The 22866-nt window shown below is 73.1% G+C and carries 26 protein-coding genes and 2 pseudogenes; 4 read left to right on the forward strand and 24 right to left on the reverse strand.

The annotated features are described in order from the left end of the window. Positions 1 to 85 precede the first annotated feature (85 nt). Positions 86 to 391 carry a hypothetical protein gene (locus tag ACFPM7_RS15715; protein ID WP_378248353.1) on the forward strand — a complete coding sequence of 102 codons (306 nt, stop codon included), beginning with the start codon at positions 86 to 88 and terminating at the stop codon, positions 389 to 391. A gap of 537 nt (positions 392 to 928) precedes the next feature. Here ACFPM7_RS15715 and ACFPM7_RS15720 read toward each other — a convergent pair. The 12 genes from ACFPM7_RS15720 to tkt form a co-directional block, all read right to left on the reverse strand. Further along, a complete protein-coding gene (locus tag ACFPM7_RS15720) occupies positions 929 to 2059 on the reverse strand; it encodes a recombinase family protein (protein ID WP_378248354.1) in 1131 nt (376 codons plus the stop codon). A gap of 129 nt (positions 2060 to 2188) precedes the next feature. Then, on the reverse strand, positions 2189 to 2521 hold the full coding sequence (locus tag ACFPM7_RS15725) for a cation:proton antiporter (RefSeq protein WP_378248355.1): 333 nt from the start codon (positions 2519 to 2521) through the stop codon (positions 2189 to 2191). Next, positions 2518 to 2787, reverse strand: coding sequence for an MrpF/PhaF family protein (locus ACFPM7_RS15730; protein ID WP_378248356.1), 270 nt, complete (start codon positions 2785 to 2787; stop codon positions 2518 to 2520). Before ACFPM7_RS15730 ends, ACFPM7_RS15725 begins: the two co-directional genes overlap by 4 nt. A gap of 5 nt (positions 2788 to 2792) precedes the next feature. Continuing rightward, the gene (locus ACFPM7_RS15735; protein ID WP_378248357.1) at positions 2793 to 3278 is read right to left on the reverse strand and encodes a Na+/H+ antiporter subunit E; all 486 of its coding nucleotides are present in this window, start codon (positions 3276 to 3278) and stop codon (positions 2793 to 2795) included. A 16-nt stretch (positions 3279 to 3294) separates the two neighbouring features. Beyond that, positions 3295 to 4677, reverse strand: coding sequence for a complex I subunit 5 family protein (locus ACFPM7_RS15740; RefSeq protein WP_378248358.1), 1383 nt, complete (start codon positions 4675 to 4677; stop codon positions 3295 to 3297). Beyond that, positions 4674 to 5204: a sodium:proton antiporter gene (locus tag ACFPM7_RS15745; protein ID WP_378248359.1), complete on the reverse strand. Its 531-nt coding sequence runs from the start codon at positions 5202 to 5204 to the stop codon at positions 4674 to 4676. Before ACFPM7_RS15745 ends, ACFPM7_RS15740 begins: the two co-directional genes overlap by 4 nt. After that, the gene (locus ACFPM7_RS15750; protein ID WP_378248360.1) at positions 5201 to 5686 is read right to left on the reverse strand and encodes an MnhB domain-containing protein; all 486 of its coding nucleotides are present in this window, start codon (positions 5684 to 5686) and stop codon (positions 5201 to 5203) included. Before ACFPM7_RS15750 ends, ACFPM7_RS15745 begins: the two co-directional genes overlap by 4 nt. Continuing rightward, on the reverse strand, positions 5683 to 7974 hold the full coding sequence (mbhE, locus tag ACFPM7_RS15755; protein WP_378248361.1) for a hydrogen gas-evolving membrane-bound hydrogenase subunit E: 2292 nt from the start codon (positions 7972 to 7974) through the stop codon (positions 5683 to 5685). The genes ACFPM7_RS15750 and mbhE overlap by 4 nt, the downstream gene beginning before the upstream one ends. A 143-nt stretch (positions 7975 to 8117) precedes the next feature. Next, the gene (locus ACFPM7_RS15760) at positions 8118 to 8900 is read right to left on the reverse strand and encodes a hypothetical protein (protein ID WP_378248362.1); all 783 of its coding nucleotides are present in this window, start codon (positions 8898 to 8900) and stop codon (positions 8118 to 8120) included. Positions 8901 to 8943: 43 nt separating this feature from the next. Then, complete coding sequence (locus tag ACFPM7_RS15765; RefSeq protein WP_378248363.1) at positions 8944 to 9510, reverse strand: hypothetical protein; 567 nt, start codon at positions 9508 to 9510, stop codon at positions 8944 to 8946. Positions 9511 to 9605: 95 nt separating this feature from the next. Next, positions 9606 to 9791, reverse strand: a complete 186-nt coding sequence (locus ACFPM7_RS15770; protein WP_378248364.1) for a hypothetical protein — start codon at positions 9789 to 9791, stop codon at positions 9606 to 9608. A gap of 39 nt (positions 9792 to 9830) precedes the next feature. Further along, the gene (gene tkt, locus ACFPM7_RS15775; protein WP_378248403.1) at positions 9831 to 11975 is read right to left on the reverse strand and encodes a transketolase; all 2145 of its coding nucleotides are present in this window, start codon (positions 11973 to 11975) and stop codon (positions 9831 to 9833) included. 403 nt (positions 11976 to 12378) lie between these two features. Between tkt and ACFPM7_RS15780 the strand changes: the two genes are divergently transcribed. Next, positions 12379 to 12762, forward strand: a complete 384-nt coding sequence (locus tag ACFPM7_RS15780) for an STAS domain-containing protein (protein WP_378248365.1) — start codon at positions 12379 to 12381, stop codon at positions 12760 to 12762. A 23-nt stretch (positions 12763 to 12785) separates the two neighbouring features. Here the strand turns inward: ACFPM7_RS15780 and ACFPM7_RS15785 are convergent, their stop codons facing one another. Then, positions 12786 to 13289: an STAS domain-containing protein gene (locus tag ACFPM7_RS15785; RefSeq protein ID WP_378248366.1), complete on the reverse strand. Its 504-nt coding sequence runs from the start codon at positions 13287 to 13289 to the stop codon at positions 12786 to 12788. Between the two features lie 422 nt (positions 13290 to 13711). Between ACFPM7_RS15785 and ACFPM7_RS15790 the strand changes: the two genes are divergently transcribed. Then, positions 13712 to 14536: an STAS domain-containing protein gene (locus ACFPM7_RS15790; RefSeq protein ID WP_378248367.1), complete on the forward strand. Its 825-nt coding sequence runs from the start codon at positions 13712 to 13714 to the stop codon at positions 14534 to 14536. A 14-nt stretch (positions 14537 to 14550) separates the two neighbouring features. On the opposite strand, the gene ACFPM7_RS15795 is transcribed toward ACFPM7_RS15790, so the two are convergent. Genes ACFPM7_RS15795 through ACFPM7_RS15820 form a run of 6 tightly spaced genes read right to left on the reverse strand, consistent with a single transcriptional unit; the run spans position 14551 to position 18581 of the window. After that, positions 14551 to 15111, reverse strand: a complete 561-nt coding sequence (locus tag ACFPM7_RS15795) for a hypothetical protein (protein ID WP_378248368.1) — start codon at positions 15109 to 15111, stop codon at positions 14551 to 14553. Continuing rightward, a complete protein-coding gene (locus tag ACFPM7_RS15800) occupies positions 15111 to 16442 on the reverse strand; it encodes a hypothetical protein (RefSeq protein ID WP_378248369.1) in 1332 nt (443 codons plus the stop codon). Before ACFPM7_RS15800 ends, ACFPM7_RS15795 begins: the two co-directional genes overlap by 1 nt. Further along, on the reverse strand, positions 16439 to 17224 hold the full coding sequence (locus ACFPM7_RS15805) for an ABC transporter ATP-binding protein (RefSeq protein WP_378248370.1): 786 nt from the start codon (positions 17222 to 17224) through the stop codon (positions 16439 to 16441). The genes ACFPM7_RS15800 and ACFPM7_RS15805 overlap by 4 nt, the downstream gene beginning before the upstream one ends. An 18-nt stretch (positions 17225 to 17242) precedes the next feature. Next, entirely contained in the window at positions 17243 to 17782 is a 540-nt protein-coding gene (locus ACFPM7_RS15810) for a hypothetical protein (RefSeq protein WP_378248371.1), read from the reverse strand. After that, positions 17782 to 18078 carry a zf-HC2 domain-containing protein gene (locus ACFPM7_RS15815; RefSeq protein ID WP_378248372.1) on the reverse strand — a complete coding sequence of 99 codons (297 nt, stop codon included), beginning with the start codon at positions 18076 to 18078 and terminating at the stop codon, positions 17782 to 17784. The genes ACFPM7_RS15810 and ACFPM7_RS15815 overlap by 1 nt, the downstream gene beginning before the upstream one ends. After that, positions 18075 to 18581, reverse strand: a complete 507-nt coding sequence (locus tag ACFPM7_RS15820; protein ID WP_378248404.1) for an RNA polymerase sigma factor — start codon at positions 18579 to 18581, stop codon at positions 18075 to 18077. The genes ACFPM7_RS15815 and ACFPM7_RS15820 overlap by 4 nt, the downstream gene beginning before the upstream one ends. Positions 18582 to 18725: 144 nt before the next feature. On the opposite strand from ACFPM7_RS15820, the gene ACFPM7_RS15825 reads away from it, so the two are divergent. Then, positions 18726 to 19688, forward strand: a complete 963-nt coding sequence (locus ACFPM7_RS15825) for a helix-turn-helix domain-containing protein (protein ID WP_378248373.1) — start codon at positions 18726 to 18728, stop codon at positions 19686 to 19688. Here the strand turns inward: ACFPM7_RS15825 and ACFPM7_RS15830 are convergent. The 5 genes and pseudogenes from ACFPM7_RS15830 to ACFPM7_RS15850 all read right to left on the reverse strand — a co-directional run bounded on the left by ACFPM7_RS15830 (position 19663) and on the right by ACFPM7_RS15850 (position 22772). Beyond that, a complete protein-coding gene (locus tag ACFPM7_RS15830; RefSeq protein WP_378248405.1) occupies positions 19663 to 20136 on the reverse strand; it encodes an ATP-binding protein in 474 nt (157 codons plus the stop codon). The genes ACFPM7_RS15825 and ACFPM7_RS15830 overlap by 26 nt on opposite strands. 137 nt (positions 20137 to 20273) lie before the next feature. Further along, the gene (locus ACFPM7_RS15835) at positions 20274 to 20855 is read right to left on the reverse strand and encodes a PP2C family protein-serine/threonine phosphatase (protein WP_378248374.1); all 582 of its coding nucleotides are present in this window, start codon (positions 20853 to 20855) and stop codon (positions 20274 to 20276) included. 271 nt (positions 20856 to 21126) lie between these two features. Continuing rightward, positions 21127 to 21216: pseudogene (locus tag ACFPM7_RS15840) on the reverse strand (hypothetical protein); the annotation flags it as partial. Then, a complete protein-coding gene (locus ACFPM7_RS15845; RefSeq protein ID WP_378248375.1) occupies positions 21207 to 21605 on the reverse strand; it encodes a hypothetical protein in 399 nt (132 codons plus the stop codon). The pseudogene ACFPM7_RS15840 and the gene ACFPM7_RS15845, both read right to left, overlap by 10 nt. Before the next feature lie 145 nt (positions 21606 to 21750). Further along, positions 21751 to 22772, reverse strand: a pseudogene (locus tag ACFPM7_RS15850) (fatty acid desaturase family protein). Positions 22773 to 22866: the final 94 nt, after the last annotated feature.

A 22866-nucleotide genomic window follows, 5' to 3' on the forward strand; every position in this document is an offset into this window, starting at 1 on the left:
CCTCTCCACCCGCCCGCGGCTTGCCGACATCCCGGCGAATGCGCTCGACTTCCGACCTCAGGCAGCGCACCCTCACACCGTGCCCATGAACCACTGGATCTACCTGGCCAAGGCGGCCAAGGGCCTAACCAGCGGCAGCCAGTACGCCCCCGCGCTGACGGCCTGCCGAGCCGCCCACAACGCCGGTGACGCCGCCTTCGTCCTCTCCGCGAGCCACTACATGCAGATGACCAAGATCAAGAACCCCGCTCAACGCCGCGACCTCGCCGCGGCAAGCGATCCGGCCATTGGCCCCCGCCATGCCCACGGCTCTGGTCTCGACCACCCTCAAGACCGAACAGCACAGAAACCCGTCACGCCCTTGGTCCTCGAACGACATCTTCGACATTGACGCCCTGGGCCTCGCAGTTCCCTACTGCGACATCGCGGTCACCGAGAAGGGAAGGTTCCACCAGCTCACCGTAAACAAGCTCGACAAGCACATGAACACCACCGTGCTCCGACGGCTCAGCGATCTACCCGTTGTTCTTGTGAGCACGCACGCTCGCACGGCGCCGCCGACCGTCCGATCGTTCTCCAGGAAGCCCGGCCCCGGATGATCGACCGGTGCGTTGCCACATCCGCACCACGGTCGCGATCGTCGCGGGCTCGATCACAGCAGAGGTACCCCGCCGAAGATGGCAGCCAGCGAGACCGCAGTGATCACTCTCAATCCGTAGCCCATACGGAATGCCCGAAGGCTCGATCAGACCAATTCACACAACTACGGATTCCACACGGAATTAGCAGTAAGACCAGCAGAGTAACCGCTTCAGGACGGCTAGATAGGGCCTCAATAAAGGTTGGGCCCGCATGGTCTGCGAGCCCAACGCACGCTTATGTGCCAGCCTCGAAACAAACCTGCTGGCAGAGGGGGTGGGCGGAAAGTTCAACTCGGGCCTCGGACACACTCGTTAGACACACGCAGAGAGGCTGTCGTCACGACAGCCTCTCTGTCGTTTCGGTACGAAACCTTCAACCGCAGGTCACGGTACAGATCCATCAGCCGTTGAGGCCGCGCATCCTTCAACACCGCTCCGACATCTCCGAGCGCATCGATCATCGCGTAGACCTCGGCTTGATCCAGGCTCCCGGACGTTGGAAAGTTCCCGATCTCCGCGCGAGCCGTCTCGCATTCGGCTTGTGCCTGATTGATGACCTCGACTAGCGCGGACGGGTCCACACCGGCCGCGATCGCCGCTGATAGCGCTTCAACCGGGCTTCCGCATCCGCCAGACGATGAGCCGCAGCCTCCTTGCCCGCTCGATCGCTGTACGCCTCCCTGTGAACCCACCAGTGCCGCTACCGTCGCGTCCCTGTTCTCCGGCGCGAACACCCGGCCGATCCACTCATTGATAGCGGGCACCAGGACGTCTTCACGCAGGTTCACCGTCTTCGGGTGACTGGCCAATGCCGCCGCGCCAGGAGCGAGCGTACGAGCCAGGCACCGGCAGTAGACCGATGACCGAACCATTCCGCCTTGCATCTTCCGGGTGCAGATCTCACACCGGACGTGACCCCGCAGAAGGTAGGTGTGCTTCGTGGTCGTCTGCTTCCTCTCCAACTTCGTGATCCCGCGCATTGACCCGACGCTACGGGACTTCCGAAGTAGCTGAACCTGCGTGAAGTCCTCAACCGACACGATGGCCGGATGCGCGGGCTTGCGCGACCGGACAATGCGGTCCGGGCTCGACCGCCGGAATCGGGTCACGTGCCCCGCGGCCACGTCGTCCGGATCGGCCAGCATCTCATGTTTGGTCCACCGGCCGAAGACCGCGTAGCCGGTGTACCGCGGGTTCTCCAGAATCGCCCGAACCGTGCTCCCCTGCCATCCGTCCGCAAGGCGATGCTTGTTCTGGTCCTGGTGACGCCGTGACGGACACGGAACACCGTCTCGGTTCAGGCCCGGCGCGATTGCCCGGTCTCCGTTGCCGTCCAGGTAGTCATCGAAGATGCGGCGCACGACGGGGAACAGTTTCGCCCATCTGTGCGCCATCACCGGGTGGCCCACGCCGACCACGATGGGATGGTGCGGTTGTTCCTCCGGGGTCTCCGCGGTTGCGGATGGTTGCCGCGCCCGGCGGGTCGGAGCGGTCACACCACTGATCCCGGCCGGCTCGGCGTGTGCTGCCGTGCCGGCCTCGAGGTGTCAGGGACTGTCGCCGGTCTCCGGTCCACCGGGGCGGTCCTGCTCCGGGGTGGTGCGGCGGCGGGCGGCGCGGGCGATGGAGTAGCTGGAGACCGGGGAGGTGAGGGTGATGAAGAGGATCGCGAGGGCGGCGAAGGTGATGATCGCGGTGTTCTCGGTGGCGATGGAGGAGGCCAGGACCGCGACCACGCCGGGGCCGGTGGCCAGGCCCTGGGCGTGCAGTTGGCTGTAGGTGTCGGGCAGGCGCAGGACGCCGACCAGGCTGATCGTGAGCAGGGTCAGGCCGACGAGCAGCAGGATGCCGCCCACCACGTCGAGCACGACCGGGATCATCCGAACGGTCCTCCTCGTTCCAGGTAGCGCGCCGCCGCGACGGTCGCGACGAAGGACAGCAGGGCCAGGGCGACCGCGGCGTCGAAGTAGTACGCCTCGCCGCGCAGGTGCGACAGCAGGGCGAGCAGGGCGATGACGATGACCGCGAGCAGGTCGAGCGCGATGATCCGCTGGTAGGCGTCGCGGGCGCGGATCAGCGCCAGGCCTCCCCCCACCAGCAGCAGGGTGACCCAGAACAGCGCGGGGATGACGACCCAGGTGGGCATGGCGGTCAGGGGAAGACGCGGCGCTGGCGCCTGCGGTAGGAGTCGTGTTGTTCGGCGATCACGGCCTCCGGGTCGCTCGCGTCGAGCACGTGCAGCAGCATTCGGCCCCGCTCCTTGTCCACTTCGACCACAACGGTGTCCGGCACGAAGCCCACCCGCACGCCCCACGCCACCGCCGACCCGCGCTCGCCGCCGGGGATCGGGACCTCGACGAGCCCGGCGTTGCCCGACCCGGGGCCGATGAGGCACACCGCGGTGCGCCACGTGCCGCGCACCAGGTCGACCAGGGTGCCGCCGAGGAGGGCGGGCACCCCGGCAAGCCTGCTCAGGACCGCTCTGGCGGGCAGCGGCTCGGACCCGCGGACCCGGCCGCGGGCCAGGACGAGCACGGTCGCCAGGACGAGGCCGGTGAGGATGTCCGCCGGGTGCGCGCTGGTCAGCACCAGCAGGTATGTCCCGGTGAGCACGAGGACGCGCAGCAGCGCCGTCATGGCGGCCTCCCGTTGGTCATGTCGACCGCCCGGCGAGCAGGACGTCGACGGCGTGGCCGCTGACGGCCAGCAGCGGTTCCGGCCAGAGTCCCGCGGCCAGGACCACCACGGCGAGCAGCGCGGTGAGCAGCCGCTGCGGCAGCGGGCTCGGCCGCCCCACCGCCACGGTGTCCGGGCGCCAGAAGCTGCGCTGGTAGACCTGGAACATGTAGATCACCGAGAGCGCGCTGCCGAACAGCATCAGGACCAGGAGCAGGACGCTGCCCGCGGAGACCCCGGTGCGGAACAGCTCCAGCTTCCCGACGAACCCGGCCGCGGGCGGCAGGCCCGCCACGCTGAGCGCGCCGACGGCGAACGCGGCGGCCACCAGCGCGCCGCGCGCGCCCGCGGTGAGGAACAGCAGCGTCTTGTTCATCGAGTTGATCACGCTGTAGAGCACGGCCGCCGCGAGGCCGACCGGGCCGCCCACCCCGAGCGCCACGAGCACGTAGCCGACTTGGCCGATGGCGGAGTAGGCGAGCATCTCGGCCACGTCGCCGCGGGCGATGGCCAGCACACCGCCGTAGAGCACGGACGCGACGCCCAGGATGATCAGCGCGACGCCCGCGGCCCGCAGCTGCTCGGCGAACATCCCGGTGCCGAAGCGCAGCAGGCCGTACGCGCCGATGTTGGCCACCGCCCCGCTGAGGATCGCCGCGACGGCGCGCCGCGAGCCCGCGTAGACCGTCGGCAGCCAGAAGTGGAACGGGAACAGGCCGAGCTTCACGCAGAACGCGACGAAGAACCCGACGGCGATCATCGTCGCCGCGTTGGGGTTGGCCTCGCCCATGCGCTCGGCCACCTGGTCCATCGCCAGCGCGCCGGTGACCCGGTAGGCGCCCGCCACCGACAGCAGGAAGATGAACGAGCCCAGCAGGTTGACCGCGGTGAAGATCACCGCCCCGCGGAGCTGGCGGCGTCTGCCGCCATAGGCGCTCAGCGCGTAGGAGGCGGTCATGGCGAGCTCGAAGAACACGTAGAAGGAGAAGATGTCGGCGGTGAGGAACAGCCCGGTCAGCCCGGTCGCGACGAGCAGCACGAGGCCGGGGAAGGTGCGCGAGCGCACCCGGCCGATCGTCTCGTGGGTCGCCGCGGCGAGCAGCACCAGGCTCGACAGCAGCGCGAAGGTCACCCCGAGCGCGTCGGCCCGCAGGTCGATGCCCACCCCGGAGGGCCAGCCGCCGGTGACGACCCGGCTTGTCCCCGAGGAGAAGACCTCCACGGCGAGCACCACCTGAGCGGCGGCGCCCGCGGCCAAGGCGAGCACGCCGAGCCAGGCGACGACGGGTTTGCGGCCGTCGAAGGCGATCAGGAGCACCCCCGCCAGCCACGGGACCAGCAGCGCGATCGACAGCGTCATGGCCGCACCCGCCCGTCCCACGCCCACGGCCCGTCCGGGGCCTCGCCGCCGAGGTCCCGGTCGTTCCTCGCGGAATCCCCGCCGCCGGGGTCGCCGCCGGGATCACCATCGGGGTCGTCGCCGGGGTCGTCCTCCAGGTGCGCCTCGATCTCGTCGCGGTCCGCGTCGCGCCTGCGTTCGAGCCTGGCGTCGTCCTGGGCCTCCGAGGCGGCCAGCTCGTCCTGCTCCGCGGTGCGGAACACCACCACGGCCCGGTGCACCAGCGCGAGGAGCAGGGCGGCGGTGGCCAGGCCGATGACCAGCGCCGTCAGCGCCAGCGCTTGGGGCAGCGGGTCGCTGACCACCTCGCCCGGCCGCACCGCGATCGCGGCTTTGCCCCTGGTCAGACTCGACGCGAGCAGCGTGAGGACGGCGCTCTGCGAGATCAGCATGATGCCGGCGACCATGCGCACCAGGTCCCGCTTGAGCAGCAGGTAGGCCCCCGACCCGAACAGCAGGGCGATGACGATGGCGAAGGCGAGGTTCACCGCGCCCCCGTCCGGTCCGCTCGGGCGAACTGGTGCAGCAGCACGGTGAGCACCCCGACGACCAGGAAGAAGACGCCGATGTCGAACAGCAGCGGGGTGAACAGCTCCAGCGCCCCGACCTTGGTGACGTCCTCGCCGGGGCCGGGCCGGTGGGTGACGGGGGCCTCGCCGAGCAGCAGCGGGAAGAAGCCGCTGGCCAGGGCGAGCAGCACGCCGCCGACCGCGACCGCGGGCGCCGCCCGCAGCACGGGCAGCATCCGCACGGCTTCCTCGGAGCCGAAGGCGATGTAGAGCAGCGCCACGGAGAGGGAGACGATCACCCCGGCGGCGAACCCGTCGCCGACCTCGGCGTACCCCTTGGCGATCAGCGCGGCCGCCACCATCACGCTCGGGCCGGGCAGCATCCTCGCCACGCCCCGCACCACCGGGTCGCCCGCGTCGGTGACGGGAGCGCCCGGGTCGGGGCCGTCCCCGCGCCTCACCACAGCCGCCCCCGCCGCAGGAGCGTGGCCACGCCGACCACCGCGGCCAGCAGCACCGTGATCTCGACAAGGGTGTCCAGCCCGCGGAAGTCGGCGACGATCACCGTGACGACATCGCCGCCGTGCGCCTCGGGTGTGAGCCGGATGTGCTCGGCGGAGACGGAGTTCTCGGCGGGTTGGGACAGGAAGCCCCACACCGCGCCGAAGGCCGCCAGTCCGGCCACCCCCGCGGCGAGCGGGTCGCGCCAGCGCTGGACGGGTCGGGGAGGCTCGACCTGCTCGTCGAGCTTGCGCTCCGGGGGGATTCCGGCCATCGCGGCGAGGAACACCAGGGTGAGCATGGTCTCCACGACCACCGCCACCAGCGCGACGTCGGGGGCGCCGATGAGCGCGTACGTCGTGGCCAGGGCGAAACCGACCACCGAGAGGCCCAGCGCGGTGACCAGCCGCACCCGCGCCCTGGCGATCACCACCGCGGAGACCACCACCAGTGCCAGCAGGGGAAGGATCAGCCAGTCGGCGCCCGCGACGGTGCCGACGACGAAGGCGCCGATCGTGGGGGTCGTCGCGAAGGCCAGGCCCGTCAGCACGCCCGCGGGGACGAGCACGGCGGCGATGCTGGTGCGCAGGTCGCGCACCTCGCGATCGTGCTGGGCCGCCGAGACCCGCGCCAGCGTCCGCATCACCAGCTCGTAGGCGCGGTGCGGGCCGAACCGCTCCCCCGCCGCGGCCACCGCGCGCGAGACCCGGTCCGTCAGCGCCGGCGTGAGCAGGGTGAGCCCGCCGAGGCACCACGCCCCGACCGCCATCAGGTTCTCCGCGCGCAGGTCGAGGTGGTAGGCCGGGGCCAGGGCGACCGGTCCCCGCGACGACACCGACGCGGCGTCCTCGGCGAGCCGCGCGAACGGCTCGACGACCACCCCGCCGAGCAGCGCGATCACGGCCAGCACCACGATGGGGACGACCAGCGGCAGCGGGACGGGACGCAGATCCCCGCGCGCGGGCCCCAGGAACAGCCGGACCCAGAGCCGCGTCACGTAGGCGAAGGTCAGGGCGGCCGCGATCACGGCCAGCGCCGCCGTCAGCGGGCCGTGCCGGAGCGCGGCGGCGAACAGCAGCTCGTCCTTGAAGAACCCGACCGTCAACGGCAGCGCGGCCAGGGTCGCCGACGCCACCAGCGCCGCCGCGGCCAGCAGCGGAGCGCGTCTGCCGAGTCCGCCGAGCCGGGACAGCCGGTCCTCGCCGGTGGCTGTCGTCACCGTGCCCGCGGTCATGAACAGCGCGCTCTTGGCCACCGCGTGCGCCAGCACGTAGAACGACGCCGCCCCGTTGGCCTCGGCCCCGCCCATCCCGTACAGCATCACGACGTAGCCGTACTGGGAGATCGTGGAGTAGGCGAGCACCTGCTTGAGCACGTCCCGGCGCAGCGCGAGCACGCCGCCCACCACGACCGACGCGGTGCCCACCACCACCAGCCCGGTCAGCACCGCCGCGCTGCCGGCCAGCAGCGGGTGCGTCCGGCCGATGACCAGCATGCCCGCCGCGACCATCGCCGCGGAGTGCAGGTAGGCCGACACCGGGGTGGGCGCGGCCATCGCCCTCGGCAGCCAGAAGTGCAGCGGGACCTGGGCGCTCTTGGCCAGCGCCGCCACGGCCAGCGCCGCGGCGGCCACGGTGGTGTTCGTGGACGGCTCCGCCCGCCGCACCAGCTCCGGGATGGAGAACGTGCCGTACTCGGAGTAGAGCATCACCGCCCCGACCAGCATCGCCATCGCGGCGACGCCGGTGACCACCAAGGACATCAGCGCCGCGGTCCTGGCGGGGCGCTCGGCGCGGTCGAACCCGATGAGGAAGTAGGAGCACACCGCGGTCAGGTCGAAGAACACGAACATCAGGACGAGGTCCTGCGCGGTGGCCAGTCCCACCATCGCCACGGCGAACAGCGCCATCCACGGCCAGAACCGCCACCGCTCCGACGTCGAACGCCCGTGGTGGGCCAGGTGCAGGGTCAGGTAGGCGGTCCCGTAGGCGAAGACGAGGGCACCCACGCCGGTGGCCAGCAGCGCGTACAGCGCGGCGAGGCCGTCGAGCTCGAAGCTCAGCCGCAGGTCCAGGGTCGGGGCCCACGGCACGGAGAACCCGCCCCCGCCCGCGAGCCACCCCGCCAGGCACAGCGCGAAACCCGTTGTCGCCGCGGCGCACGCCAGCCATCCCGGCCAGTCCGCGCCCCGGTCCGTCCACCGTGTCCGCTCGACGTCGGCCGCCCGACGTCGGCGAACAACGATCACGGGGCGACTCCCTCTCGCGGGCGGTGGGCGGGCGGATGTTTCGCAACCTACGGGATGCCGCGGCAGTCCGCTGGCGGGCGATCGCCGGGGCCGTGTGCGTCCCGTGGGGACACATCACGGCCGTGCGGCCGACCGCGAGTCGGCTACCGCTTGGCCGGGTTGACGTTCGCCCGGTCGCCGTCCGGCCGGTCGCCGTCTGTCCTGTTGCCGTCGGGCCGGCCGAGGTCGGCGTGGTCGACCTTGCGGTGGAAGCGCATGCCCGCCAGGCCGCCGAGGATGGCGCCGATGAGGGTGATCGCGAGTGCCGCGGCGACGGTGAGGATCGCGGTCAGGACGACGGTGTCGTCGCCGACCGGCAGCTGCGGCAGCCCGTCGACGCGGCTGAGGACGTCGAACTGGTCGCCGGCGATGGCGGCGAGGATGACGACGGCGGTGGTGGTGATGATGGTCCACAGCCACACGGCGATGCCCTGCTTGACGCCGTTGAACCGGGCCATGCGCCCGGCGACGTAGCCACCGCAGTAGTAGGCGAGCAGCAGGATGACCGCGGCGACGATGGCGCTGACGATGGCGGCGGGCTGGGCCAGGTCGGTGTCCTGCGCGGCTTGCTCGGCCATGAGGTCGGTGCCGCCGGTGAGGGCCACGCCGATCAGCGCGCCCACGGCGGTCACCAGCGCGGAGAGCAGGACGGCCGTGCCGATCGCGGTGAGCCAGCCGAAGAACGCCGCACCCCACTTGATGCCGCCGAAGCGGTCCTGCTGCCGCTGGAGGAGGTCCCCCCGCGAGCGGGCGGGCCCGCGCGGGCGGGTGGGGATGGTGTCGGTGCTCTGGTCGGGGCCGCTCCGCGCGGGCGCCCGACCGAGGTCCGGGTTCGCGTGCTCGGGCGCCGGGTCGTGGCGGGGGCCACCCGCGGGTGTGGTGCTCATGGTGCCTCTCTCGGGTGTCGGGGACGGTGCCTGCGGGGAACGCTCACGTCACCGCGCGCAACCAGCGCGCCGGCTTGGCGATGATCCCCACCAGCTGCTGGCCGGGCCGCTGCTGCTCCCCCGCCAGCGCGGTGAGGACCGAGATGCCGCCGGTGAGGGCCGGGATCAGCCACTGGCAGGCGGCCAGCTGCCGCTGCATGTGGGCGATGTCGGGCGGGGTGGCCTCCGCCGGGGTGGTGCCGCCCTCCACCGGGGCGCTGACGCCGGTGAGCTTCTTGCCCAGAACCCCGCTGTAGGCGGTCACCGCCAGCGCCGCGCCGGTCAGCACGAGCTTGGCGACGGTCTGGGCGGCGACCCCGCGCTGGCCGGCGACTCTGCCCCGGTTGGCGCGCAGGATCGCCGCGCCACCGAGGAGGTGCGCGCCGATGGCGACGGCGTTGACCGGGGCCCAGCGGGCCCAGCCCGCGGTGGCCGCTCCCAGTCGCTGGGTCGGGTCGGGCAGGTCGGCCGCGCCGCCGTTGACGGCGACGGCTCCGGCGAGGGAACCGCCGAACCAGGCGGAGAGGCCGAGGTCGTGCATCGATCGGACGAGGGTGTTGCGCTCTGTCATGAGCGTCCTTTCTGTGGCGGTCGTAGTGCCGGATCTGGGTGCCGGGACCTGGGGTGCCGGGATCTGGGTGCGTGTCGGCCGCACCGCCGCCGGGCTCAGATGCCGAGGGTGTTGCCGGGGTCTCCGGCGAGGTCGCTCGGCTCGACCCCGTACTCGGCCAGCACGTCCCGGTGCTCCACGGTGTCGATCTGGTCGGGCAGCTCGGCCTCGGCCCGCGCGGCCTTGTCGGGATCGCCCTGTCCCTTGATCATCTCCAGGACGGTGTCCTTGGGGATCTGCATGTGCTGTGCCTCCTGGTCGATCGGATGTGGTGGGGGCCGCTAGGCCGGGCGGTCGGCGGCGCCGCCCTCGGTGGCCGCGGCGGTGGGCGGCGCGCCGCCGGGGCGGGCCACACCCGCGGCGGTGGCGATGCTCGCGCGCGCGGCGGCGGCGACGGCCTCGGCGGTGAGCCCGAACTCCCGGTACAGGCGCCGGTGGTCGGCGGAGGCGCCGAAGCGGTCCACGCCGACGATCCGCCCGGCGTCGCCGACGACGTCGCGCCAGCCCTGGCCGACGGCCGCCTCGACGCTCACCCGGGCTCGCACGGCCGGGGGCAGGACCTCGTCCTGATAAGCCGGGGACTGCTCGGCGAACCACTCCAGGCAGGGCATCGACACGACGCGGACGGACAGGCCCTCCTCGACGAGCGCGGTCCGGGCGTCGAGTGCGATGCGCACCTCGGAGCCGGTGGCCACGATGATGACGTCGGGGTCCTCGCCGCCCGCGAGGACGTAGCCGCCGCGCACGGCGCCCGCGGCGGGAGCGCACGCACCGCTGCCCCGGTCCAGCACCGGCAGATCCTGCCGGGACAGGACCAAGCCCGCGGGCCGGTCGCCGTGCTCCAGGATCGCCCGCCAGCAGGCGACGGTCTCGTTGGCGTCGGCGGGGCGCACGACATCCAGCCCGGGGATGGCGCGCAGGGCCGCGAGGTGCTCGACGGGCTGGTGGGTGGGACCGTCCTCCCCCAGGCCGATGGAGTCGTGCGTCCACACGAACGTCGCGGGCAGCCGCATCAGCGCGGCGAGGCGGACGGCGGGCCTCATGTAGTCGCTGAAGACCAGGAAGGTGCCGCCGTAGGGGCGGGTCAGGCTCTGCAGCGCGATGCCGTTGAGGATCGCGCCCATCGCGTGCTCGCGGACCCCGAAGTGCAGCGTGCGGCCGTGCGGACCGCCCCGCCACATCGCGGTCTGGCGGGCCGAGGGGAGGAACGACGGTTCCCCGGTCATGGTGGTGTTGTTGCTGCCCGCCAGGTCGGCGGAGCCGCCCCACAGCTCCGGCAGCACCGGTGCCAGGGCGGTGAGCACCCGGCCGGAGGCCTCCCGGGTGGACATCCCGGCGGGGTCGGCGGGGAACAGGGGCAGCGCCTCGGTCCAGCCGTCGGGCAGCTCACCGGCCAGCAGCCGGTCCAGCAGCGCGGCCCGGTCCACGTTGGCCGCCCGCCACCGGTCGTACTCCGGCTGCCACCGCGCGCGCCGCCGAGCGGAGCGCCCGACGACGCCGCGCGCGTGCGCGAGGACGTCGTCCTCGACGGTGAACCGGCGGTCGGGGTCGAAGCCGAGCAGCCGCTTGGTGGCGGCGATCTCGTCCTCGCCCAGCGCCGACCCGTGGGCCGCGCCGGTGTTCCGCGCGGTCGGCGCGGGCCAGCCGATGACGGTGCGCAGCACGATGATCGATGGCCGCCCGGTCTCCGCGCGGGCGCGGTCGGTGGCGGCGAGCAGCGCGTCGACGTCCTCGACGTATCCCTCGCCGCCCCCGCCGCCCTCGCCGCGGGCCCAGTCGACCGACTGCACGTGCCAGCCGTAGGCGGCGTAGCGGGCGGCGACGTCTTCGCTGAAGGCGACGTCGGTGTCGTCCTCGATGCTGATGCGGTTGTCGTCGTAGAAGACGACCAGGGCCCCGAGCTCCTGGTGGCCTGCGAGGGAGCCCGCCTCGGCGGAGACGCCTTCCATCAGGTCGCCGTCGGAGGCCACGACGAACACGTGGTGGTCGAACGGGCTCGTGCCCGGCGCGGCGTCGGGGTCGAGCAGGCCGCGCTCGCGGCGGGCCGCCATCGCCATCCCGACCGCGCTGGCCAGGCCTTGGCCGAGGGGCCCGGTGGTGATCTCCACGCCGCGGGTGTGCCGGTGCTCGGGGTGTCCCGGCGTCGCCGAGCCCCAGGTGCGCAGCGCGCGCAGGTCGTCGAGGGACAGCCCGTATCCCGACAGGTAGAGCTGGATGTAGAGGGTGAGGCTGGAGTGACCGCAGGACAGCACGAAGCGGTCTCGGCCGAGCCACTGGTCGTCGGCGGGGTCGTGGCGCATCACCCGCTGGAACAGCAGGTAGGCCAAGGGCGCCAGGCTCATCGCCGTGCCAGGGTGGCCGTTGCCCGCCCGCTGCACGGCGTCGGCGGCGAGCAGCCGGGCCGTGTCGACGGCGCGGACGTCCAGATCGCTCCAGCCCGCGCGCTCGGCGCGGGGGCCCGCAGCGACGGGTCGCGCCGTGCCGGGGTGGTCACCGGTGCGGGACTGCCTCTCATGCGGTACCGCTCCTCTGCTGTGGTGGTGGCGCCCGCGGCAGACCGGCGTCCGCTCACCGGGCGGCGGATGCAGGCTCGCGGGAACCCCGTCTGGCCGAGCTCGACGAAGGCCGCCGGGGTCCGGGGCGAATCGCTTCCGCGGGCTGGCTACCCCGGGCGCGGGGCGGCAAACAACCGCAAGCACCACGCGGCAACCGAAGCGCCACCGGACAGTCCCGGAACGCGCCTGTAGGAGACTCGTCCTCAGTAGACGAATCTCGTCAACTTCCCTGAATGACTAGGAAAGTCGGGGTTCAGCGTGGTTCAGTTGTTCCGTGGGGAGAACAGTTGTCGGCCGCGTCCCTTCCGAACGAGCCGTCGTGGTCGGCTTCCACTTCGAGATCTCCGACGAGAGCGTGGGCGAGTTCGCCGCCGGGCTCACCGCGGCGGCCGACACCGCCGAGCAGGTCGGCGCGCGGCTGCTCGTGGTGGACCTGAGCGCGGCCCGGCTCCGCGGGTCGACCGGAGTGACGGCCCTGATGGCCGGGCGGCGCCAGGCGCGGGAGCGGGGCGTGGAGTTCGTCGTCGTCGCCGAGGAGTGCGGCACGGTCGAGGACGTCCTCATCCTCACCGGCGCGATCTCGGTCCTCACCGTGCGGATCAGCGTGGACCACGTCTTCCACAGGGAAGTCCGGCGACGAGACGCCCCCTCGCGGTGACGCCCCAGCCCGCTCCCGGGCGCTCACGCCCCCAGAACCCGCTTCCGCCACGCCGCTCGGGGCCGGTCATCGTCCTCAATGGGCGTTGCGGCGCGCCCGTCCTCGGCGCTCTCGAAGAGGAGCTCGCCCAGACCCGCGAGTCCGATCACCCGGTTGACCAGTGGCGTGAGGCCGACCAGGCGCAGGGTGGAACCGGAGTCGAGCAGACGGCTTCGCAGTTCGAGGAGGACGGTCAGTCCGGCGCAGCCCAGGAACGACACCCGCGACAGGTCGACGGTGATGTCACCGGCGCGCGACGAGACCTGCCGCAGCCTCGCGACCGTGCACCCGTCCACCTCGCCGGAGATCGCCATGACAGCGGGCGCGCCGGGCCCGCTCGTGGACATCGTGACCGCGAAGTGCCCGGACAACACGGGCACGGGGGCCGTGACGGAGAGCGGCCGGCCATCGCCCCTGGTCGCGGGGTCGCGTTGTGGGGCTGCTCGCCTCGCGGAGAACACCGCTCGACTGGTGATGTGACGGATCATGTGCACCTGCCCCGGACGTCGTGTGAAGGAACGACGGCCAGGGTCAAGGGCCAGTTGGTCACGAACGCGCCGTGCAGCGTGAGCGTGACACAGCAGTTATAGCACGTGACCACGAGAGGCGCAGCACCCGCGAGCCGACTCGACGTGCCGAGAACGCCAGTCACAGTCTACTAAGGACGATCGACGCCCTTCGGCGGGGCCGGGGACCGCAGTGCGTTGCGACGATCGGATGGTTGGACCGATCGGAAACCCCGAGCGCGCCCGGTCGCGTGGTATAACCGTGCGGTCGGGGCGTGCCGCACGCGTCCCGCCCCGCTGCCCCTGACCCCGGCAGTCGTCACGTTCACGCGACGACCGAGGGAGCAGCCGTGGACTCGCGGGGCAGCCGCTCAGACACCGGACAGCATGGCCCACCCCCACGTGTGGCAGGCCCCCTGTCACCGGACCACCTGTCACCCGACCCGCGGCTGGGGACGCGCATACCGTCCGCGGAGCGGGCCCAGCTGGAGGAGATCACCTCGGCGCTGCGCGCGTCCCTCCCGGCCACCGTGTTCACCGGGGTGCTCTGGTACGACGACACCACCCTGCGGCCCGCGGTGTCCTCGCACAGCACCGCCGCCACGCTCGACCGGCTGCAGGTCGCGCTGTCGCAGTGCCCGTGCCGGACCGCTCTGAGCGAGGAGCGCCCGATCGTCGTCGCCACCGAGCTGGACCACCGGTGGCCGGTGCTCGCCCACCGCGCGCGCCAGATGGGCGTGCGCGGCGTGCTGTGCCTGCCGCTGATCCGCGCGCGCCGCAGGCTGGGTGTGCTCACCGCCTACGCGCAGGCACGCCCGCCCTTCACCCCCGCCGACACGACCATCGCCGGGATCTTCGCCGCGCGCGCCGCCCGCACGCTGCTCACCGCGGCCCCGGACAGCGCCCCGAAGGAGGTCGTCCCCGCGGTGGCGGGCCCGCTGCGGATCGCGGCCTCCCAGGACCACCACGACGGGCCCACCACCATCGCCGTGTCCGGCGAGGTCGACGCCACCACGGCGGTCCGGCTCCGCGCGGTGGTGCTGCGCCTGACCGAGGACCTGGTCATCGACCTGTCGGGCGTGACCTTCTTCGGGGTCGCGGGCCTGGCCGTCCTCACCGACCTCGACACCCACCTCCAGGCCCACGGCTCGACCCTGCGGCTCACCGCGATCCCGCCGCAGGTCCTGCGCCTGATCCGCATCGCGCGGCTGGAGCACACGCTGCTCTGATGCGGGCCGCCCGCTCAACGCCGGTGGCGCCGTGCGCCGAGGGCGCTCTGCGCCAGCAGCCCGGCGCACCCCAGCACGGCCGCGGTGACGGTGGCGACCGGCGTGCCTGCCGGCTGCACCGGCCAGGTCAGCACCTGACCGACACCCGAGTCGTCCGCGGGCAGCAGCAGCGTCGACGCCGCCCAGGTGATCGGGAGCAGCCAGGCGTACTCGGCGCCGAACACGACAGCGCCGAGCGCCCCCGCCCCGACCAGGCCCACGACGTCGCGCAGCAGCAGCGGCCCGGACGCCACGGGCGCGAGCAGCAGCACCGCGCCCGCCACGAACACCGTCCCCAGGAGCAGGTGCAGCGCCCGCCGGGGCGGCCAGGAGAACGCCGCGGTCCGGTCCAGAGCCGGGTCCGTGCCGCTCAGGCCGGTGGTGAGGGCGGCGGCGCCCACGGCGGCGGCCAGCGCCGCGATCTGGGGGTTCTCGCCCGCCCGCGCGAGCAGCCCCAGCAGTCCGATCCCGGCGACGGCGGTGAGCGCGGCGGCGGGGACCCGGTGGGAGCGCGCGTACAGCAGCGGCCAGCGCATCACAGCGAGCCTCCGGTCAGGGCCTGCCACGACGACCCGGTGCAGCCCGCGAGCGCCTCGCGGGTCGCGTTGACCCGCGCGGTCTGGTCGGCGGGCGGGAGAGCGCGCAGGGCGTCCCACGCCGACGCCGCCAGCGTGTTGACCTCCGCGCCGAAGTCACCGTGGTAGCGGGAGGGCTCCAAGGTGCCGGTCAGCCAGGCCGACACCACTGCTCGGGCGGCGCTCTCCTCGCCGCTGGGTCCGGCGACGAGGTCGCAGTCGCGGGTTCCCGCGCCGTCGACCATGAGCGCGGTGAGGCGCTCGGGCGGCAGTGGCTCGCTCCGGAAGTAGATGATGTCGTCGAGGTCCAGCCAGACGGTGTGGACCGGTTCGGGCCCCCGCGGTTCGGACCGGGAGGGGTTCGGGATCTCGCGGACCGCGGTCGGCGGGGACGGCAGCGCCGACAGCAGGCGCAGCGCTTGGCGCGCGGGAGCGCTCAGCGCGGCGCGCTCGTGCTCGTGCGCCCTGGTCAGGCATAGCGCGTCCACGCACACGACCTCGGCCGCCGCCGGGTCCGGGGCCCTCGCGCCCGCCGCGGTCGCCGGCAGCAGCGACAGGGCCACCGCGGCGCCGAGCACCAGGGGCAGCCCGGCCAGCCACCAGCGGCGGGCCGCGACCAGCAGGACCCCCGTGGCGGCCAGCCCGACGAACCACGCGGCCTGGCCCGCTGTCACCGAATCGGACACGCGCGTGAACACGCTCTCCGGGGCCGCGGTGACCGGACGCAGCAGCGCGAAGGGGTGACCACCGGTCCCGGCGAGCTCGGCGAACACCATCAGCGCCATCGCGCCCACAGCGACCAGCGGCGGTGTCAGCGGCGAGGGCAGCAGCCTGCCGATCCCCATCCCGAGCCAGGCCGCGGCGACCAGCGAGAGCGCGCCGACCAGGACGACGGGCACCCACCCCCAGCTCAGGTAGTCCGTGCGCGAGGACACCCCGACCACGCCGACGGCCACCACGGCCGCGTAGGCGAGGACCAGCGGCGCCCCCAGCGCCAGCAACGTCCGCGCCACGCGCCGCCCGCGGGGCAGGGGCGTCGAGGAGAACAGCTCCAGCACGCCCGAGCGCCGGTCCCGCAGCCCCAGCACCGCGCCCGCGCCGAACGTGAGCGGCCAGGTGAAGATCAGCAGGTAGCGCGTCCACTCGGCCATGGTCGAGAACTGGCGCGTCCACCCGGTGCTGTTCTTGTTCGCCGGGGGCAGCCACCAAAGCAGCCCCAGCATGACGAGCGCGACCAGCACACCCACCACCAGCGCCGACGTGCGGCGCAGTTCGATGCCGAGCACCCTCACCACGCACCCCCGAGCAGCGCCGAGTACCCGCGCTCGATCGGGCTGTCCCCGACGTGCCCGGAACCGCCCGCCGCGGCCAGCTCCGCAGGCGTGCCCTGGAAGACCAGCGCACCCGCGGCGACCAGCGTCACGTCGGCGCACGCCGCGGCGACGTCCTCGACCAGGTGCGTGGAGACGACCACGCAGGCGTCGGAGCCGAGGTCCTGCAGCAGTTCGCGGAAGCGGACCCGCTGCCCGGGGTCGAGCCCGGTGGTGGGCTCGTCGAGCAGGAGCAGCTCGGGGTCGTTGACGATCGCCTGCGCGATGCCCGCGCGGCGGACCATCCCGCCGGAGAGGGTCTTGAGGCGGTCGTCGGCGCGGTCGGCGAGGCCGACGCGCTCGACCGCGCGTTGCACCGCACCGGGGATGTCGCGGCCGGGCATCTCCTTGAGCCAGGCCATGTACTCGACGAACTCGCGGACGGTGAACCGCTTGTAGTAGCCGAAATCCTGCGGCAGGTAGCCGAGACCGCGGCGCATCGCGCGCAGGTCGGACCGGCCGACCACGTCCTGGCCGAGGATCTCCAGTTCACCGCCCGCCGGGCGCAGGACGCTGGCCAGGCAGCGGATCAGGCTGGTCTTGCCCGCGCCGTTGGGCCCGAGCAGGCCGTGAACGCCGCGGCCGAGCCGCAGGTCCAGGCCGTCCACCGCCATCCGCCTGCCCGCCCGCACGCGCAGCCCCCGGGCGTGCACCTGCCAGGCGTACTTCGTCGGGGCGACCTCGGCCGCCTGCACCACTCGCACATGTCCTCCAGAGTTTGTTCAGCTTCGCGCGTACCGCGCGGACCGCAGCAGCACGGCCGCGACGCCCGCGGCCAGGGTCGCCGCCCACACCGGTGCCGCCGCCGGGGTCAGGACCGCCGGCGACACCCCGGTCAGCGCGGCGGGACCGATCACCAGCCCCGCCCACGCCAGGACGGTGGCGAGGGCCGCCGGGCGCACACCCACCACACTGGACAGGGCGAGTGCCACGGCGGTCACGGCCAGGCAGGGCAGGAGCCAGTACGCCGGTGACGCGCCGATCACCCAGCCGCAGGCGAACAGGGCGGGCATGACCACCGACAGCACGGCCAGGGTCCGCCGCAACACCATCTCCAGGCCCGCCCGCGGCGTCGAGGCGACCAGGTCGTGCGCCGGGTCCATGAGGCGCGACCACGCGATCCCCACACCGAGCACCGGAACGATCGGCGCGAGGAGCAGCAACGCTGAGGGGGCGGAGCCGTCGGGGGCGAGCAGGTCCAGCAGCAGCGCCGCGAGCACCACGAGCGACATCATCGCCGCCCAGGGCAGCAGCGAGGGCATCACCCGGCTGGTGAAGCGCCGCCGCCCGCGACCCGCCACGGCCGGACGCCGCTCGGGGTCGGCCGCCGCTCGGGGTCGGCCGCGCCGAGAACGGCTCCGCCGACGGTGGCCTGGTCCAGGGCGGTCCACACCGAATCGATCACAGTGGACAGCGGCGCGGGCACGGCGCCGCTCAGGTGGACCCTGCAGGCCGCGCAGGACTCCAGGTGCGCTTCGAGCGCCCACAGCAGGTCAGCGGGCAGATCCGCGCCCCGGGCGTAGCGGCCGACCAGGTCGGCCGGGACGTGTTCGGTCATGACAGTGCCTCCCGCATCGCGATCCTCGCCCGCCTGGCGCGGGTCTTGACCGTCCCCTCCGGCACACCGAGCAGGACGGAGGTCTCGCGGACGCTCAGCCCGTCCAGGACCATCGCCTGCAGCACCGCGCGCAACTCCGGCGCGAGGGTGCGCAACGCCCCGCCCACCTCGTCGTCGAAGGTGCCCGAGAGCACCTCCTCCTCGGCGGCGGGCCAGGTCCCGGCCCGGGGAAGCGGCTGCTGGGACCTCGCCCTCCGCCGGAAGGCGTCGACGAGCCGCCGGGCCGCGATCGTCCACAGCCACCCGACGGCGCTGCCGTCCACGGCGGCTCCGGCGAAGGAGCCCGCGGCACGCCAGACGGCCAGGTAGGTCTCCTGCATGACCTCGGCGACGATCTCGTCGTCGGAGCACCGCCTGCGCAGTCGCACGGCCAGCCACGGCGACGTGCACCGGTAGAGGTCCTCGAAAGCGCCGCGGTCGCCTCGGGCGATCGCGCGCACCATCTGTTCCTCGTTCACAACCGGCAAGACGACCGGCGCCCGCGAAAGGTTCGCAACACCGTGTGCCGTGCGTCATATCCGAACGGGCGCTTGTCCGGATCGATCGGGGTTGAGTCTCCACCCGCTGGAGAGTTCAGGATGGGGTGCGTGGACGACGAACTGCTCACCATCGGCCAGCTCGCGCGGCGGACCGGCGTGCCGGTGCGCACGCTGCGCTTCTGGTCCGACGACGGCACGCTGACCCCCGCCGACCGCTCCCCCGCGGGCTACCGGCGCTACGGCGTGGACGCCGTCGCGCGCGTCGAGCTGATCCGCGCGCTGCGGGAACTCGGGTTCGGCCTGGACGAGGTGGGCCACGTGCTCGCCGGGCGCACCACGCTCGCCCAGGTCGCCGACGCGCATGTGGCCGCGCTCGACGCCAGGATCAGAGCGCTCAAGGTGAGCCGCGCGGTGCTGTCCACGGTATCCCGACGAGGTTCGACCGCTGAGGAGACAACCGTGATGAACCGGCTCGCCAGGCTTTCGGCCACCGAGCGCGCCCGCGTGATCGAGGAGTTCAAGGAGGAGGTGTTCGGCCCGCTGGACCTCCAACCCCGGGTGCGCGACCGCCTGCGCGACCTCGCCATCGACCTGCCCGAGGACCCCACCCCGGACCAGGTCGACGCCTGGATCGAGCTGGCGGACCTCGTCCAGGACGAGGACTTCCGCACGCGGATGCGCGCCATGCTGGAGCTCACCGCCCCCCGCCCCGGGGAACCAGCGCACCCGGCGGCGTCGATCTGGTGGGCCCGCCACATCGTCACCCAGGTCGCCGACGCGCGGCGACGCGGCGCCGGGCCGGACAGCCCCGCGGCGGCCGACCTGCTGACCGACCTCTTCGGGCAGCACGACCGCGCGGCCGTGCTCGCCGGTCTGGAGGCGGGACTGGCCGCGCGCGCCGAGCACTACCGCGTCCTGGTCGCCCGCGTCCGCGGCGGCCGCTCGGCCCCCGACGCCACCGCCGACCTCGAATGGCTCGCCGACGCCCTGCGCCGGACCGTCCCGGGCGGTCACGACCACCGCCGCGCCCCCGGGTCGGACCCGCTCAGGGAGAGTGGAAGAGAGCTGTGACCTGGGTTCCGATGCCGGAGTGGTCGATGACGACGTACTTGGCCAGGGCGTCCACCATGCGCAGCCCGTGCCCGCGCGCTCCGCGGTCGGCGGGCGGCGGTCGCCACCTCCCGACGTCGGAGACGGTCAGCGACAGCCAGCCGTCCCACGCGCGGGCGGTCAGCGCGACCGGGCCTGGTCCACCGTCACCGTAGGCGTGGTCCACGGCGTTGGCGACGAGTTCGGTTCCGACCAGCACCACGTCTTCCACCGTCTGACCAGGTACGTGCCGCGCGCTCAGCCACCCGCGAAGCGCGTGCCGCCCTCGCGTGGGGGCGTCGCGGTCGGCGAGCAGCCGCACTGTCAGCTCCTGCTGATCTGGCGGACCCGGCGCACCAGGCGGCGGGAAGAGGGGGCGCGGCGGCGTGGCCTCGCTCCTGCCACCGCGCCCGAGGTCCGGGTTGTCCATCGTGCTGCCGGGATACCCACCGCGCCCGAGGCCAACCCACCGGCGGCGAACTCGTGCGAAAGTCACACAGGCGTCCACTCCCGTCACGCGCGGCGTCCGGGCGCGCGGCGGCCGGTGAACCGTCCGGTCGGATCGCCTCAGGTGGTGGGTGCGGCGGGAACGCGCAGGACGAGCAGGGCGGTGTCGTCGGTGGGCTGCTTGTGGTTGTGCTCGGCGAGGCGGACGACGATCTCCTCGGCCGTCATGCCCGCGCAGGCGGCGAGGACGCGGGCCAGGCCGTCCTCGCCCAGCATGGGGCGGTGGCCGTCGACGGGCTCGGGCGGGCGGGCCTCGGTGGCGCCGTCGGTGAAGAGGAGCAGGGCGTCGCCGGGGGCGAGGCGGAACCGCACGTCGACCAGGGTCACGTCGGGGAAGACCCCGAGGAGGCTGCCGGGGCGGCCCGCGGGCTCGACGCCGCCATCGGCGCGCAGGATCAGCTGGTGCGGGTGGCCCGCCAGGCACAGCCTGCCCGCGACGCCCCGGTTCGTCGCCCGGAAGGTGGCGTAGGCGGCCGTGAGGAAGCGGGTGCTCCCGGGGTGCTGGTCGAGCAGCGCTCCGTTCAGCCTGCCGAGCACGGTGGCCGGTGAGCTGTGCTGGGTGCCCTCGGCGCGGGCGGTGTAGCGGGCCAGCGCGGTGATCTTCGCCGCCTCGATGCCGTGCCCGCACACGTCGCCGATCACGGTGGCCCACCACTGGCCCGACGCGCGGAAACAGGTCGAAGAAGTCGCCGACGACGGTGTCGCCGCCCGCGGGCAGGTAGGAGGCCGCGGCCTCCAGCCCCGGCAGCGGGGTCAGCCGGGGTGGCAGCAGGCTCTCCTGGAGGCTGCGGGCGAGGTCGGCCGACGCCGCCTGCGCTTTGCGGGAGACCGACAGCGAGTGCCGCAGGTTCACCTCGTTGCCGACCGCCCTGGCGAGGGTCTCCAGGGCTTTGAGCTCAGCGGGCTCCCAGCGGCGCGGCCGGTCGTCGACCACGCACATGCTGCCCAGCACCTCGCCGCCGGGGCCGAGCACGGGGTAGCCCGCCCACGCCCCTATCGCCATCGGCTCCACCGAGGGTGCTCCCGGGTGCGCGGGTCGCGCACGGCGTCCTCCACGACGAAGGGCTGGCCTTCCAGCCCGACGATGAAGTAGCAGAAGCTCTCCCGCACCGGGCCCTGGCGGTTGGCCGGGTCAGCCGGGTCGGCGGCGTCACCGAAGTCGATGCCGACGCAGGACTTCCAGAACGAGCGCCTGCCGTCCACCAGCGTGATGAACGCCCGCCCGCACCCGGTCACGACGGAGGCCAGCTGCGCCAGGTCGTCGAACGCCTCCTCCGGTCCGGTGTCGAGCAGGCCGGTCGCGTGCACCGCCGCGAGCCGGGCGGGACCGACGAGCGCCGTGGGGAGCCCGTCGGCCATCACCCCGCCGGGGTAGACGATCGCTTCGGCCATTCCGCCCCTCGTCGGCCCGCAGGAAGACAGCGGACGTGCAGTCACGAGCGGTTTGCGCTCATCAGGGGCCAGCCTACGTCACCGAGGCGGTTTCGCCGCGAACACAGCCGGCGGTCGCTGCCCGCGGGCGCCGGTCAGCTGTTGATCAGCTGTTGCGCAGTGGCGCCCCGACCGCGTGCAGGTGGCGCAGCACCGCGGCCATGGACGCGAAGAAGCCGCTCTGCGCGTAGTCGACACCGTTCCTGGCGCAGAACTCCTGCACGATGGACTGGGCGCGGCGCAGGTTCGGGCGCGGCATGCTGGGGAACAGGTGGTGCTCGATCTGGTAGTTCAACCCGCCCAGCGCGAAGTCCACCACCCGCCCGCCGCGCACGTTGCGGCTCGTCATCACCTGCTTGGCGAAGAAGTCGAGCTTGGTGCCCGCCGCCACCGTCGGCATCCCCTTGTGGTTCGGCGCGAACGAACATCCCATGTAGACACCCCACAAACCTTGGTGCACGGCGATGAACGCGACGGCGACCGCGGGCGAGAGCACGAGGAACACCGCCGCCAGGTACACGGCGATGTGCAGGGCGATCACCGCCACCTCCCGGCGCGGGGACTTGACCTCCCCGTTCCTCGCCGCCGCGATACCCGCCCAGTGCAGGTTCAGCCCTCCAGGAGCAGCAGCGGGAAGAACAGGAACGCCTGGTGCTTGGTCGTCCACCGCACGAACCCGCTCTTCGTGCCCGCCTGCGCGGCGAAGAAGGCCAGCAGCGGGATGTCCACGTCGGGGTCATCCTCTTCGTGGTTGGGGTTCGCGTGGTGACGAACATGCTTGCCCATCCACCACTGGTAGCTGATACCCACCAGACCACCGTGCAGATAGCCCACCGCGTCGTTCGCCCGGTGCGACCGGAAGATCTGGCGGTGACCGGCGTCATGGCCGATGAACGCCAACTGCGCGCCCATCACCGCCAGGAACGCCGCCACCGCCAACTGCCACCACGAATCCCCGATCAGCGCGAACGCCACCCAGCCCGCGGCGAACGCCGCCAGGTTCAGCCCGATCCGCACCGCGTAGTAGCGGTGGCGGCGGGCCAGCAGACCCGAGCCCCGGACGAGCCGGACCAGCTCGGTGAAATCCCCAGTCCGACCGGTCTCGGCAGGAGAGGAGAGCGTCGACATTCGGCCTCCCGGCAGCTGATGGGTTGTCGCGCCGGGGTCATGGGCGTCACGACAAGCGATTCCCGCGGCGCGGCCGCGGCAAACCCACCGCTCG

The organism is Actinokineospora guangxiensis (assembly GCF_042657845.1).
In the GTDB taxonomy this organism is placed as follows: domain Bacteria; phylum Actinomycetota; class Actinomycetes; order Mycobacteriales; family Pseudonocardiaceae; genus Actinokineospora; species Actinokineospora guangxiensis.